Source organism: Oceanobacillus sp. B139/18 (genome assembly GCF_055524595.1).
On the sequence record NZ_JBVFXI010000005.1, the window covers coordinates 22,591 to 36,489 of the forward strand.

At 42.1% G+C, this 13,899-nt stretch carries 14 protein-coding genes; 1 reads left to right on the forward strand and 13 read right to left on the reverse strand.

Features of this window, described 5'->3' with window-relative positions; genetic code table 11:
- Nucleotides 1–9: 9 nt before the first annotated feature.
- The 12 genes from ACZSMY_RS15060 to ACZSMY_RS15115 all read right to left on the reverse strand — a co-directional run bounded on the left by ACZSMY_RS15060 (nt 10) and on the right by ACZSMY_RS15115 (nt 11,319).
- On the reverse strand, nt 10–555 hold the full coding sequence (locus ACZSMY_RS15060) for a F0F1 ATP synthase subunit delta (RefSeq protein ID WP_042529506.1): 546 nt from the start codon (nt 553–555) through the stop codon (nt 10–12).
- On the reverse strand, nt 552–1,079 hold the full coding sequence (locus ACZSMY_RS15065; RefSeq protein WP_042529504.1) for a F0F1 ATP synthase subunit B: 528 nt from the start codon (nt 1,077–1,079) through the stop codon (nt 552–554). The genes ACZSMY_RS15060 and ACZSMY_RS15065 overlap by 4 nt, the downstream gene beginning before the upstream one ends.
- Nucleotides 1,080–1,268: 189 nt before the next feature.
- Nucleotides 1,269–1,481, reverse strand: coding sequence for a F0F1 ATP synthase subunit C (gene atpE / locus ACZSMY_RS15070; RefSeq protein WP_040978261.1), 213 nt, complete (start codon nt 1,479–1,481; stop codon nt 1,269–1,271).
- A gap of 46 nt (nt 1,482–1,527) precedes the next feature.
- Nucleotides 1,528–2,250 carry a F0F1 ATP synthase subunit A gene (gene atpB, locus ACZSMY_RS15075; RefSeq protein WP_042529502.1) on the reverse strand — a complete coding sequence of 241 codons (723 nt, stop codon included), beginning with the start codon at nt 2,248–2,250 and terminating at the stop codon, nt 1,528–1,530.
- A gap of 46 nt (nt 2,251–2,296) precedes the next feature.
- On the reverse strand, nt 2,297–2,695 hold the full coding sequence (locus ACZSMY_RS15080; protein ID WP_042529500.1) for an ATP synthase subunit I: 399 nt from the start codon (nt 2,693–2,695) through the stop codon (nt 2,297–2,299).
- 906 nt (nt 2,696–3,601) lie between these two features.
- On the reverse strand, nt 3,602–5,821 hold the full coding sequence (locus ACZSMY_RS15085) for a S8 family serine peptidase (RefSeq protein ID WP_339234677.1): 2,220 nt from the start codon (nt 5,819–5,821) through the stop codon (nt 3,602–3,604).
- Nucleotides 5,822–5,991: 170 nt separating this feature from the next.
- Nucleotides 5,992–6,621 carry a uracil phosphoribosyltransferase gene (gene upp, locus ACZSMY_RS15090; RefSeq protein WP_042529494.1) on the reverse strand — a complete coding sequence of 210 codons (630 nt, stop codon included), beginning with the start codon at nt 6,619–6,621 and terminating at the stop codon, nt 5,992–5,994.
- Between the two features lie 17 nt (nt 6,622–6,638).
- Nucleotides 6,639–6,935, reverse strand: a complete 297-nt coding sequence (locus ACZSMY_RS15095; RefSeq protein ID WP_193064703.1) for a hypothetical protein — start codon at nt 6,933–6,935, stop codon at nt 6,639–6,641.
- Between the two features lie 237 nt (nt 6,936–7,172).
- Nucleotides 7,173–8,408 carry a serine hydroxymethyltransferase gene (locus ACZSMY_RS15100; RefSeq protein ID WP_193064737.1) on the reverse strand — a complete coding sequence of 412 codons (1,236 nt, stop codon included), beginning with the start codon at nt 8,406–8,408 and terminating at the stop codon, nt 7,173–7,175.
- Nucleotides 8,409–8,478: 70 nt separating this feature from the next.
- On the reverse strand, nt 8,479–9,027 hold the full coding sequence (locus ACZSMY_RS15105) for a TIGR01440 family protein (protein WP_193064704.1): 549 nt from the start codon (nt 9,025–9,027) through the stop codon (nt 8,479–8,481).
- 91 nt (nt 9,028–9,118) lie between these two features.
- Nucleotides 9,119–10,501, reverse strand: coding sequence for a methyl-accepting chemotaxis protein (locus tag ACZSMY_RS15110; protein ID WP_465147943.1), 1,383 nt, complete (start codon nt 10,499–10,501; stop codon nt 9,119–9,121).
- Nucleotides 10,502–10,719: 218 nt separating this feature from the next.
- On the reverse strand, nt 10,720–11,319 hold the full coding sequence (locus tag ACZSMY_RS15115) for a low molecular weight protein arginine phosphatase (protein WP_455725665.1): 600 nt from the start codon (nt 11,317–11,319) through the stop codon (nt 10,720–10,722).
- Nucleotides 11,320–11,588: 269 nt separating this feature from the next.
- On the opposite strand from ACZSMY_RS15115, the gene ACZSMY_RS15120 reads away from it, so the two are divergent.
- Nucleotides 11,589–13,055, forward strand: coding sequence for an alpha-amylase (locus ACZSMY_RS15120; RefSeq protein WP_455725666.1), 1,467 nt, complete (start codon nt 11,589–11,591; stop codon nt 13,053–13,055).
- A gap of 191 nt (nt 13,056–13,246) precedes the next feature.
- Here ACZSMY_RS15120 and ACZSMY_RS15125 read toward each other — a convergent pair whose 3' ends face one another.
- Nucleotides 13,247–13,795, reverse strand: coding sequence for a manganese efflux pump MntP (locus tag ACZSMY_RS15125; protein ID WP_455725667.1), 549 nt, complete (start codon nt 13,793–13,795; stop codon nt 13,247–13,249).
- Between the last annotated feature and the right edge of the window lie 104 nt (nt 13,796–13,899).

The window sequence follows — 13,899 nt, forward strand, 5'->3', positions numbered from 1 at the left end:
CCCCTATCATCATTTATTAGCAGATACAATACTACGGGAGATTCGATTTAGCTTCCCTTTTACCGTACCGTCATAAATCGTATTTCCAACTCTGATTTTGATTCCGCCTAAAATCGACGGATCGACGATATTGTTAAGTTGAACTGCACTTTTTCCTAATCGGACAGCAAAAGAGCGTGCTAAATGACTCTTTTCATCATCCGTTAAATTTCTTGTCGAATAAACTGTAGCATCTGCCATTCCTTTTGCATCATTTACTAAAGAAATGAATTCATCGATAATGGTTGGAATGATCGATATTCGATGGCGATCCACCAATAATTGAAGTGTATTCAATACAATCGGGTCCACCCCTTGAAAACCTTCAACTACCAGCTGTTTCTTTTTTGCATTATCAATCTTTGGATGCGTCAGGAATTTAGCTAATTTTTTATCATTCTTAAAAACAGGCTGCACGACTTTAAAGTCTGCTGTAAGCTGTTCTAATTTTTGCTGTTCTACTCCAAGTCTGAAAAGAGCATCTGCGTATCGTTTAGCAACTACTACATTACTCATCGCTCTTCTCCTACCTCTTTAATGTATTCGTTGATTAATTTCTCTTGATCCTGCTCCGTTAATTCTTTCTCAATCACTTTGCTGGCAATTAATACAGATAGAGACGCCACTTTATCCTGCAGCGCTTGGATAGCTCTTTCTTTCTCGTTTTGGATATCTGCCTGGGCAGCTTCTTTCAGACGCTCTGCTTCTTTCTTCGCAGCTGCAATAATCTGTTCTTCTTGCTTGCTGCCTGCTGCTTTTGCATCTTCAATCATTTTTTGAGCTTCCGCTCTCACTTGATTAAGCTGCTCAGCTGCTTCTTTAGAAGCTTTTTCTGCATCAGCTCTGCTTTTTTCAGCTTCTTCGATTTCATTCGCTACGTATTGCTCACGCTTTTCCATCATATTCATCAATGGACCCCAGGCGAACTTTTTCAATAATGCCAGAAGTACAAGGAAGAAAAATAGCTGAACGAGCATGTCTACCCATTGCAAGCCGCCGATTTGGGCTCCAACTATCAATAAATCAGTATATGAATGCACGAATTCCACTCCTTTCGCTAAGACCTTGTTCTAAAATAGAGCGCATACCGCTGCTGCTCAGCCGGGCTGCCTGCTCTATTTCATTTATTACATACAAAACGTCGTATACCTTTTAGAATGAACACTGTTGCATAAAGGAATGGCGAAGATTCTCCCTGAGATAAACTTCGCCATTATATTTCTGAAAAATTAGCCGCCAATTACCATAAATGCGATAACTGCTGCGATGATCGGAATCGCCTCAACAAGTGCTACCCCGATAAACATTGTTCCTTGAAGCGGTCCTCTTAGTTCTGGCTGACGAGCGATTCCCTCTACTGTTTTACTTACGATCATACCGTTACCAAGACCAGCACCTAATGCTGCCAGTCCAATTGCGATTGCTGCTGCTAAAGCTCCCATGAATAATTTCCTCCTTTTTATGTGTAAAAAAATATAATAGTTTTATTTAATGGTCCTCGCTCACTTTATGAGACATGTACACCATTGTTAACATAACAAATACATAAACTTGAATTGTACCGATAAAGAGTTTGAAGCCCATCCACGCAAGTGTCGGGATCGCTGCTCCGAAAAATCCGAATACAGATGATGTTGCCAGTCCAATAAGTAGACCTAATAAGATTTCACCTGCATAAATGTTACCGAATAAACGAAGACCTAATGTTAAAGTATTTGTGAATTCTTCAACAATTTTAAATGGCAACATAAGCGGCACGGGACTTACGAATGTTTTTAAGTATGCCTTGGTGCCCCGGATTTTTATACCATAGTAATGCGTTAATAAAATAACCATTACAGATAGTGTCAATGTCATCACTGGATCTGCAGTTGGAGATTTCCACCATAAGTCATGTCCAACCACGCCCACAGTTGCTACACCCACAAGGTTACTTACTAAGATATAAAAAATAAGCGTTAAACCAAGCGGAAGAAATAGTCTCCCTGTTTTCCAATCCATATTGTCTTTTATAATGCCTTTGACAAACTCTACTGCCCATTCCATAAAGTTCTGTATGCCTGTAGGCTTCATCTGCAGTTTTTTGCTTCCCCACACACAAAAAACAAACACAATGAGTGATACAATAACAGTCATTAAAAGATTGGCAAGGTTTAAATCCGCACCTGGTATCCCAAAGACATCATGTACTATCGGACTTTCGTGATCCAAAATTATCACCCCTTTACTAAAACTATTTGTAAGTAAAAATGGAATACTAGAGTGGTCTATCTTCTCCTCGTTTGTATACGATAATCTGATAGAAAATAAAATCCAGCGCCATAATCACATAAGAAGATACAATTCCAAAGATTACAGCATATAAATGGAAATACGCTTCAAATCGCATCGCGATGACAACAGCTAAAATGGCGGCTGTCATCCTGGAGAATGTACCTAAACCGCTTCTAGCCTTCCTGCCTGCTGCAATTGTTTCGCCAAGTTGATTGGACTTGTATTGCAGTAACCACAAGTTATAAAGACTAACACTACTACCTAAGATTAGACCGAGTAAAATTCGGGTATAGGGTAGGAATCCAGCGCAAAGAACTAAAATTGCTAACCAGTAAAGCATCCACTTCCGCTGACGGATAATCATATTATCAAAATTAGACATCAATGCTATTTCACTCCTAATGCCCGTCAACTTAGATACTTGTGTTAGGAAAATAGATTTGCATCCGTTTTCAATCAAGTTGGGGAACTTCTTGCTGGGTAATACTACTTGTAGTCTTAGATGCGGAGGTGTTACATACTATTTGCATCTATGTATAGAAGGCAGAGAAATGCATTTCGCATATTTTTCAGAAAGCATCGATTTTTAATGGGCTTTTACCGCTCTCTCCTTTTCTCCACACTAAGTAAGTTTACAATACGCCTGTAAGAGTTGTCAACGTGTACCAAGCAATATACTGGGTATTTTTAAAACCGTCATAAAACCCTTCAAATCAAGCGTATTCCTATAGTATAAGGGTTTGTGAAATGTTTTACAAGGTCTCTTCCACACAAATACTTCCAATCGATTTGACATTTTTGTGAACAAGCTTTTTTTTACTAGATAAAAAAGGTAGAAATCAGAGATTTTTTCATCTTATTTTAGCTGAGATAAAATAATACATTTTATTATCATACATGGATGTTCAGAAAGACCAAGAACACCAATAGGTCTTTACAACCTCGGTGTTCTTGCCAAAGAGATGTCCGCTGCGACGTTTTTCGATGGGACGAGTAATTGCAGGTTAATGCGACCGCTGCGAAAAAACACTACGCTTTCCATGGGCTTGTGCTCAGCCTCCTCGAAAAAAAGAAGTACACTTTTTTTCTGCGGGGTCTTCACCCTACGCTTTCCCATAGGAGTCTCCGTGTTTTTCCTCCGCTAGATAGGTTTGAGTACTATCTGTATAATATTTAATAAAATTCATTAACCTGACAACATTGGTAATTGCAACCCACATCCCGCCGAAAAAAGCCTATCCGTACTTCTTGCGTGCTGTGTTTTACAGAAATCCTTGCCCGCAGCTTATTACTGAGGGACATTTTGAACGTCTTCTATAAAAACCATCGTTTCCACCTGCTCAAACTCACCGTCTTCAAGCTCTGCTGTGATTAATGCCAGGTAATAACCAGGTGCTCCTGCTTCTTCTTTGCTGATAACTCCCTCATGACGCCCTTCCTCCAGTTCTGCTTCTTCCAGCAGTTTCCGTTCAAACAATAATGTCTCTGGGTGATATAAACTGACATCCAGGCTTTTAACAGGTTCTGTTACAAAGAATTGATACTTATAATCCGCATTTTCAAACGGTTCCAAGTAGAATTCAAAGCCTGCCGTTTTAGGCTGATCTGCCTCCTGATTGACAATGATGTACGGCAAAGCATAGCTTCTTTCATCTTCTTTCAGTGTCAGCCAGCCTTCATGCACTCCTTCTTCCAGACGCTCCCGGTTCATTGACAGCTCTATCGTTACTTCCTCTTGTTCTCCCGGTTCGATTGTAAAGGATTGCGGGATGCTCCATACTAGACCATCTTTTCGCTCCGGCGTTTCAAAATAATACGTTTGTTCTTTCTCTGTTTTATTTTCAATCGTAACTGTTTCTGTAAATGCTTCCTGATACTGATTCAGCTTCCCAAACTCCAGCTGCGGGTCAGAAATAATGGCAGGGGTATCTACTGCCGCATCCAGCTGCATCAGTCCCATCCCTTGCGTAGTAGCATTAAGCCGGACTTCCTGTTCTTCAAAAGGCTGTGCTGTTGTTTTAAGTGCGCCAATCAGCTGTGTATTCGTCCAGTCTGGATGCGCCTCCTTTAAAACAGCAAAGGCCCCTGCCACATGCGGAGCGGCCATACTCGTCCCGTCCATTGCCTGATATCCTCCGGGAACCGTGCTCCATATGGCAGCTCCCGGTGCAGAAATATCCGGCTTGATTGCCCATTGGACAGTCACCGGCCCACGTGAACTAAAGGGTGCAATCGTCAATAACGATTCTTTTTGAATAGAATCTATAAAATAATTCCCTTGATTTATTTGCGTCTGCAGCCATTCTCCTTCTTCTTGCTGGATAGAAGCAACCGGAATTGTTACAGGCTGACGGTTATTCTCTACCGATGCCTGCAAAGGTCCAGGTTCTGAATTATAAATAATCAAGGCTTCTGCACCCAGACTTTCTGCTTGTAATGCCAATTCAAAAAAGGGAATCTCTTTTCGTTTCGCAACTGCTATTTTTCCTTGTAGAGATTCTCCCTGCTCCAGATTGTCCATATCCGCCAGCTCATAGGAGCGGTCCAGCTCCCATGGTTCAGCTCCGATTGCTTCGATTAAAGGAATTTCCTTTTCCTCAAACGTATCTGCAAGCACAGGCTCTTTTTGGGGTGTTGTGGATGCTCCCACAGATACAGACTTGTCTGCTGTTGCCGGCGATCCGACTGTCCATGCATCCGGTCCGCTGTTTCCATTTGCAATAACAACAATCATGCCAAGCTCGCTGGCACGGTTTACAGCCATACTCGTCGGGTAATCCGGAACATTGACATCATTGCCCAAGGACAGGTTGATAATATCCATCTCATCCTCGATTGCTTTTTCTATAGCAGCCAGCACTTGAACAGAGGAGCCTGAACCGCCTGGCCCAAGAGCACGATAGGAGTAAATCTCTGCGTCTGGAGCTACCCCATTTATCTCCCCATTGCCTGCAATGATTCCTGCTACATGGGTCCCGTGTGCAGTTGGCTGCCCTTCCTCCGGTGTGGTTTCCATTGGATCATCATCGAAATCAACCAGATCATAGCCGCCTTGATAATTCTTTTGTAAATCATTGTGGTTATAGTCAATTCCTGTATCAATCACACCTACTTTAACACCGTCCCCTGTAAAAGGAGTTGTATTCAAATCTTGCGGTTCTGGTGCAGAGGAATCCATTTCTTCCGTTACATCGGCGCTATTTGTCTGTTGAGGCAGGGTTTCGTATGTCTGCACCTGGTGGAATGTCTTCACCTGCTCAATGGAGCCAAGCTCTGCCAGCTGCTCTCCTTTTCCTTCGACAGCAAGTCCGTCAAAAACAATATCGTATACCGCTACAACCTCCACAAATGGATGATAAGCTTCTATTTCTTCTTTTACTTCATGCGGGTCTCCCTCTACTTCTATAATCAGAGTCTGCTTGGGATTGTCAGCATGATACACCGTTATGGTTTGCAGCTGCATCAAAAGCAAGCAGATTACGAGAGAGTACAACACCTTTTTCCACATAACATCTCCACCTTTGTAGAGTAGTTTTCGTGGATAAAGGTCATTTTATACAATTTTTAACGGGGGTAAATTTATCACACGGTTCTTTTATGGTATTCTGTGTTATCCACAGTCTTCTTTTTAACATGAAAAGCAGACTAGATATGATATCCAGTCTGCTTTTCATTCTCTTATTTTGTTCCGAATAGACGATCTCCTGCATCTCCAAGGCCGGGAACAATGTAACCATGGTCATCCAGACGTTCATCTAGTGCTGCTAAGTAAATATCTACATCCGGGTGTACTTCTTGTACTGCCTTCACGCCTTCTGGTGCCGCTACCAGACACATCAAGCGGATATTTTTCGCGCCGCGTTTTTTCAAAGCACCAATGGCATCAATTGCCGAACCGCCTGTTGCCAGCATCGGGTCAATCACAATCAGTTCACGTTCTTTAATATCATTGGGTAATTTAACATAGTATTCTACCGGTTTTAGTGTTTCTGGGTCACGATATAAACCAACATGTCCAACTTTTGCTGCCGGAATCAGTTTGCGTACGCCGTCAACCATGCCTAAGCCTGCACGAAGAATCGGCACCAGTCCAAGTTTTTTACCAGCTAATACTTTTGATTTTGATGTGGTAACTGGTGTTTCCACTTCTACATCAGATGTTGGTAAATCTCTTGTAATTTCAAATGCCATTAACATCGCTACTTCGTCTACAAGCTCGCGAAATTCTTTTGTTCCTGTATTTTTATCGCGAATATACGTTAATTTATGTTGAATTAACGGATGATCAAATACAAATACATTACTCACGTGACCACTCCTTAAATTTATATATCGTTCAAATTGTACTGAAAATCAGGTATGCTTTCAAGTGAATTTTCTTTGCTGAATGAATAATAGTTTATTGCAAAAATTATAATTTTGTTTTTTATTATCTCGCTGATTCCTGAAGAAATCAAGTTGGTTTTACTATAAATCAAATAATAGATATGCTTTGGAATAAAAAAGATTTCCTGGCTGTCGCTCCAGAAATACACTCCGCTTTCCGTGGGCTTGAGCTCAGCCTCCTCGAAAAAAAGAAGTTCGCTTTTTTTCTGCGGGGTCTTCCCTCCGCGCTTTCCCACAGGAGTCTCCGTGTATTTCTTCCGCTAGTTATAATATCTGACTAAAGATTATTCACGTCTATTATAAAAGAAAAGTATATAATTTAATAATTCACCTTATGCATCTTTTAAATTTAGAGAATATTTCTATACTAACCAACAGAAAAAAATAAATATAGAAATCCACAGAGCACCTAACTCTGTGGATTTCTATTGTCCTGCTTTAAACGTATAAAGTTTATCCACAGTGGGGATATCTTATTTATAAAGCGGGAATTTTTCTGTTAATGCTTGTACGCGTTCTTTTGCTTCGTTGAGTTTTTCTTCGTCTTCGTAATTTTTTAAGGTAAGTGAGATAATTGCTGCTATTTCGTTCATTTCTTCGATTCCGAATCCGCGTGTGGTTACTGCTGCTGTTCCAATACGTACGCCGCTTGTAACAAATGGGCTTTCGGTATCAAAAGGGATGGTATTTTTATTTGTAGTTACGCCCACGTCATCTAATGCTTTTTCTGCTACTTTTCCTGTCAGATTTAATGGCGTAACATCTAATAATAATAAATGATTGTCTGTTCCGCCTGAAACAATACGGATGCCTTCTTTTTGCAGTGCTTCTCCAAGTGCTTTTGCATTCTCAATGATATTTCCGGAATATGCTTTGAAATCATCGGATAATACTTCTTTGAACGAAACCGCTTTTGCTGCAATAATATGCATTAAAGGTCCGCCTTGGATTCCAGGGAAGATGGCTTTATCAATTTTCTTCGCATATTCTTCTTTACAAAGAATCATTCCGCCGCGTGGACCGCGTAATGTTTTATGCGTTGTGGTTGTCACAAAATCAGAATATGGAACCGGATTTTCATGGTGACCTGTCGCAACCAATCCGGCGATATGTGCCATATCCACCATTAGATAAGCACCGACAGCATCTGCAATCTCTCTGAACTTTTTAAAGTCGATGCTTCGGGAATACGCACTTGCACCAGCAACAATCAGTTTCGGTTTGACTTCTTTTGCTTTTTCCAGGACAGCATCATAATCCAGCTGCTCTGTCTCTTTATCCACACCATAGTCAACAAAGTTGTACAACCCGCCGCTGAAGTTGACCGGGCTTCCATGCGTTAAATGTCCGCCGTGATTTAAATTCATTCCTAATACGGTATCTCCTGGCTCCAGAAAAGTAAAATATACGGCCATATTCGCTTGGGAACCGGAATGAGGCTGTACATTGGCATGATCCGCGCCGAATATTTCCTTCGCACGTTCTCTGGCAAGGTCCTCTACAATATCAACATACTCACAGCCGCCATAATAGCGTTTATCCGGGTAACCTTCCGCATATTTATTCGTAAGTATGGACCCCATTGCATCCATAACCGCCTTGGATACAAAGTTTTCTGAAGCAATCAGCTCAATCTTATTTTGCTGACGCTCCTTCTCTTGCAACATCGCCTGAAAAACTTCATTATCTGCTTGTTTTACATATTCCATCATTACTGCACAGCCTCCTATATAGGGTAAAAATTTATTATTATTTGTTGTTCAAACGAAAAAGAATGACTTATCTCACTGCGTTTTCTCCGTAATATGCCCGGTGGCCGCCAATCAATTTCGGACGGGTCCGAGCTGCCCTGACTCTGGCGTGGCCAATCGTACGCTGTTCCAATTTCAAGGGAACCGCTACTGGCTTCAAATGCATGCCTATCATGGTTTCGCCAATATCTATCCCGGCATGGGCACGAATATTCTCCACAACAACAGGATGCTCCAGTTGCCTATAGACATAGCTCGCCATTGATCCACCTGCTTCTGGAACAGGCACCACAGCAACTTCCTCCAGACCATACTGCACAGCTGTCTGTTGATCTACGACAAGAGATCGGTTTAAGTGCTCACAACATTGAAATGCAAGATGGACTCCAGTTTGCTTCTGAAGCTTTGTCATCTGCTCGTAAATACTTTTAGCAATTTCCGTACTCCCGCTTGTCCCGATTGGCTGACCGGCTACCTCACTTGTAGAGCAGCCAATAACAACGATTTCGTCTTTTTGCAGGCTGTTTGTCGCCAGCCATTGATCAATAACTTGTTCTAAGTCTTTTGTTATCATCATGACACACCCTTACTGCTTATCATCCTTCTGCGTCTTCGTTTAACACAGCAAATAATAGAATCATTTATAGCATACCATGATTTTTTTAAAATTACGATACATCTTGATGCCTGTTTTCCTCTAAACCGCCCCTGCTGCTGTCAGAAGGCTCCATGGATATCACGCTGCCAGAATCCGTTTCTTGCTTCACATTAAATTGCTTAATCTGTTCTCTTAGATTTCCGGCATGCTCCTCCATCTGGCCTGCTAATTGGTCCACTTGTTCCATTGTTCCAATCTGCTCTTGAACCGCAGCATTGACCTCCTGTGTACCAGCAGATGTTTCCTCGGCAATCGCTGCTACTTCCTGCGATTGATTGGCTGTATTTTGAATCGATTGCAGCTGCTGCTCCACCAATTCATAAATCGTATCGACCTGCGTGGCGGTCTCTGTAACTGTTGTCCCCATTTCCGTAATCGTACGATTCGTGTCCTCTCCACGACCGACTTCTTTCCGCGCGGATGCCGCATTGGTATTCATTTTTTCTGCTAATTGCTTCACATCTGTCTGGATGGAAAGCAGGAGCTCGGAAATATCGTTCACTGCCTTTCCGCTTTGGTCGGCTAGCTTCCTCACTTCCTCTGCAACCACCGCAAAGCCTTTTCCATGCTCCCCAGCCCGTGCAGCCTCAATGGAGGCATTTAATGCCAGTAAGTTGGTTTGTTCTGCAATCTCACCGACTAAAGTAATGATTCCTTCCACTTCCATCGTGCTTTGGCGCAAATGATTGACATCTTCCATTGAAACTTCCTGCTCTACAGCAATACGCTCGATTCCGGCAACTAATTGTTTCACCATGTTCTGGCCTTCCTCCAGCATATGAATCATAGCATGGGACTGCTTTTTGGAGGTCTCTGCTTTATTTTGTACTTCGTTCGCAAGCTCTGTTGCAATTTCAATCGATCCGACCGTCTCCTGTGTCGCACGTGATGAATTCTCGGCACCATCTGAAATTTCGTTGATCGAATCACCAATCGCAGCAGCATGCTTTGTAGCCGTATTCGAAGCTTCCTTCAATTGATGGACGGTTGTATTTGTTTCCTCAAAATGCTGGTCAATATTTATTACCATTTTATTTAAACTCTGCAGCATACTGTTTACCGCAACAGATAACGATTTGATTTCATCATCCGATTTCGGGATTTCCACCCGCATCTCTAAATTTCCTTTGGCTGCTTCCCCTGTAATTTTCTCCAGTTTCTGCAAAGGCTTTGTAATCCATCTCGCAGCAAAAAAAGCTAGAATCCCGGACCACACCACCCCGGCCAGCAGCGTGCTGATAACAAAAACCTGCTGAGATATATTGACCCGGGATTGCACATAGTCATATACAACATAAATAAAAAATGCGCTTGTTGAGTATGTAATAAGCGCTAAAAAAGTAGTAAACACAACCAGCTTTAACCTAAGACTAAACCGATACCTATTCCCCATTAAACTTCCACTCCCCCAATTAAAATTTTCATCGCTGCGGTTATAAGACTTGCATGCTGTACAGCGGAAATCTGATGAAAATACAGCAAGCAAAACATGCAAAAACTCCGGCACAAGCGCTTTCAAGAAAAAGCAAATTTTTTCGCTTTCCCTTTCACTGCAAAGATTCCACGGAGTTTTCACAGACTGCCATCCACTGCCTTCTTCATTGCTGCTTTTTAAGATGACAGCCAATGATCAAGACAGGCTTCAATTTCTTGTTTTGTCTTCAAATAATGCGCTGTTGACCCGCCAAAAGGATCGGCAATATCAGAATGCGTCAGCTGTCTTTTTAAATCACGAATTGTTTCCATCTCTTCCTGACCTATTTCATACAGCCGCTGGCGCTGTTCTATCGGATCCATTTTAGAATCAAACTGCTTGACGCAGCGCTTTCTTTTTTCTTCTAAATTCGCATAGGCTTTTTCTATTTGCTCCCATATTTTTATATCGGCATGTAGTGCAAATTCTTTAAGTGTATATGTTTTTTTTCTTTCTTCGGGATATTCGGACCAGATTCTTTCTTTATGGGAAGCGGTCATAGTCAGGATCACATCGGCCCATTGTACCAATGCGGCGCTGATTGGGGCGGATTGATGATTGATTTCAATCCCTTCCTGTCTCAGGACCTCTTCTGTCTGACTGCTCGCCGGCGCTCCCGGCATCGCACTGATTCCGCAAGATTTCACCTGTATATCTGATTGTGCGCGCTGCTTCAACAAGGCTTCTGCCATTGGACTGCGACACGTATTTCCCGTACATACAAATAATACATTCATAAGATGAATCCTCCTGTTCTTATCACGGTAATATTTATCAAACGTATTCTTTTTTACATCATATCATGATTAAATCAAAAACGCAGACTGCCCTTTAAAAGAGATATGAGGTTTCGTTTCTCTTCATAAGGTGTATCTACTACTTAGTATGGTAGAAATAAATTATAAAAATGAACAGCTCGCATGAAAAGAACAATTACGCAGCTGGGACAAAGGGAAGATACACCCTTTCTTTAATAGGTTTATTAATAGAAACGAGGAGAAATAATATGAAGCGAAATCACACTATGATTCAATTTTTCGAATGGCATGTAGAAGCAGACGCTCTCCATTGGAACCGGCTGAAGGAAACAGCTCCTGAATTAAAAAACAGAGGCATCGACGCTGTTTGGATTCCGCCTGTTACAAAGGGCATGTCACCTGAAGATAATGGCTACGCTCCCTATGATGTATACGACTTGGGGGAATTTGATCAAAAAGGGAGCACCGCTACAAAATACGGCACAAAAAAAGAGCTGCAGGAGGCGATAAAAGCGTGTCATGATGAAGATATCCATGTGTATACGGATATCGTGATGAATCATAAAGCCGGAGCAGATGAAACAGAAGTATTTCAAGTGATTGAAGTAGATTCGAATGACAGAACAAAAGAGATTTCAGAACCCTTTGATATAGAAGGTTGGACAAAATTCACCTTCCCTGGACGTGGTGACACGTATTCTTCTTTCAAATGGAGGTTCGAGCATTTTAATGGGACAGACTACGACGCGAAGGAGGACAGAACAGGTATATTCCGAATTGTAGGCGATAATAAAACATGGAACGAAGCGGTAGATGATGAATTCAGCAATTACGATTATTTAATGTTTGCGAATATCGACTACCATCATCCAGAAGTCCGGGAAGAAATGATCCGCTGGGGCAAATGGCTAGTAGATACGCTACATTGCAATGGTTTTCGCTTAGACGCAATGAAACACATTAATCACGATTTTATTAACGTGTTTGCAAAAGAGATTGCCCAAACGTACGGCGAGGAATTTTATTTCGTCGGCGAGTTCTGGAAGCATGATTTGGAAGCATGCCAGCAATTTTTAGAACAAGTTGATTACCATATCGATTTATTTGATGTCGCGCTGCATGATAAGCTGCATGAAGCTTCTAAAGCCGGCAACGATTTTGATTTGACAGCCATTTTTGACGATACACTGGTTCAATCCTATCCGCATCATGCTGTGACCTTCGTGGATAACCATGATACACAGCCTGATGAAGCACTTGAATCCTGGGTCGAGGATTGGTTTAAACAAAGTGCTTATGCCCTTATTTTACTGCGGGAAGGCGGATACCCATGCATTTTTTACGGTGATTATTTTGGGATTGGAGGAGAAAATCCAATCGAGGATAAAAAAGAAGCCATTGATCCGCTTCTCTATGCTCGCTATCATAAAGCGTACGGTGAACAGGAAGACTACTTCGATCACCCTAGCACGATTGGCTGGGTTCGCTGCGGCTCCCCGGAAATAGAACGATCAGGCTGTGCCGTCATTATCTCAAACGGAGATGATGGCGAGAAAAGAATGTATGCAGGAAAAGATCGTGCAGGAGAAGTCTGGGTCGACCTGACCGGAACAAGAACCGAGCATATCTCCATTGAAGAAGATGGCTTTGCCGTTTTCCCTGTCAATGGAGGCAGTGTGTCCATATGGGCGCTTCCAAAAGAAGACGTCGAATAATTTAGTCCCATCAAGCCATAACTAGGTGTTAAAAAGGTTAAAACCTGTGCAATTCGGGGTTTTAGCCTTTTTGTAATAGGGTGGCGTGTGCTTTTTTCATCTGTGATTGATATGGAATATATCGTTTTATCCCTATCCCCGTTCTGAAAATTCGGCCGCCAGCACTTTTTATTTCGATTCATCATTTACGCTCAGCTGAATAACATATAAAGCCCAAAGCATGAAAGAATAATCCCTCCAAAAATTTCACTGTATATACCAAGGAAGCCCTGCAGCCGTCTGCCTAATAATAAGCCAATCCATGTAAAAAGACAGCTTACAGCCCCAAAAATAAGGAGCGTAAAAATAATCGTGACGCCAGAAATACCAAGGCTGAACCCAACTGTAAAGCTATCGAGGCTGACGCTGAACGCAAGCATCCACAATCCGAGGCCGACCGGCTGCCATCTGTACTCCTCGGATGTATGAAAGGCGGAGAAAAACATATGGACGCCGATAAAGAACAGCAGGATTCCCGATGCCAGCGCTGCCCATTGTCCGACCTGTTCTGATAACGCATGTCCAAGCAGCATGCCTGCCATCGGGAAAAGCATGTGGAGACTGCCGATTACCAGGCCAATAATAGCAATCCGTTTCAATCGCATTTTATTCATTCCTAAGCCCAAACTGATAGAGAATGCGTCCATACTTAAACCAACGGCAAGCAAGGCCAGTGAAAGTAATTCGGTAGAAAAAAACATTCATACGTCCCCCTTTGAAGCATGCTTGTACACTTTATGCTTCCAAACAGGATTATATGAATGTTTTCAGAAATATTCGTGACGACCAATGTGGATATCTCTAC

Bases quoted from the DNA above. Each gene is read 5' to 3' on its own strand.
- ACZSMY_RS15080 (WP_042529500.1), bottom strand. From the start codon at position 2,695: ATGTCTAATTTTGATAATATGATTATCCGTCAGCGGAAGTGGATGCTT.
- ACZSMY_RS15115 (WP_455725665.1), bottom strand. From the start codon at position 11,319: ATGAATGTATTATTTGTATGTACGGGAAATACGTGTCGCAGTCCAATG.
- ACZSMY_RS15110 (WP_465147943.1), bottom strand. From the start codon at position 10,501: ATGGGGAATAGGTATCGGTTTAGTCTTAGGTTAAAGCTGGTTGTGTTT.
- ACZSMY_RS15125 (WP_455725667.1), bottom strand. From the start codon at position 13,795: ATGTTTTTTTCTACCGAATTACTTTCACTGGCCTTGCTTGCCGTTGGT.
- ACZSMY_RS15060 (WP_042529506.1), bottom strand. From the start codon at position 555: ATGAGTAATGTAGTAGTTGCTAAACGATACGCAGATGCTCTTTTCAGA.
- ACZSMY_RS15120 (WP_455725666.1), top strand. From the start codon at position 11,589: ATGAAGCGAAATCACACTATGATTCAATTTTTCGAATGGCATGTAGAA.
- ACZSMY_RS15100 (WP_193064737.1), bottom strand. From the start codon at position 8,408: ATGGAATATGTAAAACAAGCAGATAATGAAGTTTTTCAGGCGATGTTG.
- ACZSMY_RS15085 (WP_339234677.1), bottom strand. From the start codon at position 5,821: ATGTGGAAAAAGGTGTTGTACTCTCTCGTAATCTGCTTGCTTTTGATG.
- ACZSMY_RS15105 (WP_193064704.1), bottom strand. From the start codon at position 9,027: ATGATGATAACAAAAGACTTAGAACAAGTTATTGATCAATGGCTGGCG.
- atpE (WP_040978261.1), bottom strand. From the start codon at position 1,481: ATGGGAGCTTTAGCAGCAGCAATCGCAATTGGACTGGCAGCATTAGGT.